The following is a 225-nucleotide window of genomic DNA, read 5'->3' as shown; positions in this document are numbered from 1 at the left end:
AGCACCCAGGGCGCTCGCCAGGGTCCAGGCGACGACGGCCTTCCCAGCGGCCCCAGTAAGGGCAGCCACCAGGGCGCCCAGGACGGCACCAGCGATCACCGAAACGAGCACCGCAGCTCGTAGCCGTTTGGCGAGAAACTTGGCTCGGTCAATCGGAGCGTCCATGAGCCAGAATCCCTCAGCTGCCGAGGCAAGTACCGGCCCAAACACCCGGGCCGCGGCCAG

At 68.4% G+C, this 225-nt stretch carries 1 protein-coding gene; it reads right to left on the bottom strand.

The window, feature by feature from the left end:
* The coding region (locus LD028_RS18290; RefSeq protein WP_369414826.1) for a DUF6297 family protein at positions 1 to 225 on the bottom strand (225 nt) is incomplete at its 3' end.

Origin of the sequence: Anoxybacillus sp. LAT27, assembly GCF_022030075.1 — a bacterium.
In the GTDB taxonomy this organism is placed as follows: Bacteria; Bacillota; Bacilli; order Bacillales; family Anoxybacillaceae; genus Anoxybacillus; species Anoxybacillus kestanbolensis.
Note: the sequence above shows the minus strand (reverse complement) of the source record. Positions and strands in the feature narration are given on the sequence as shown.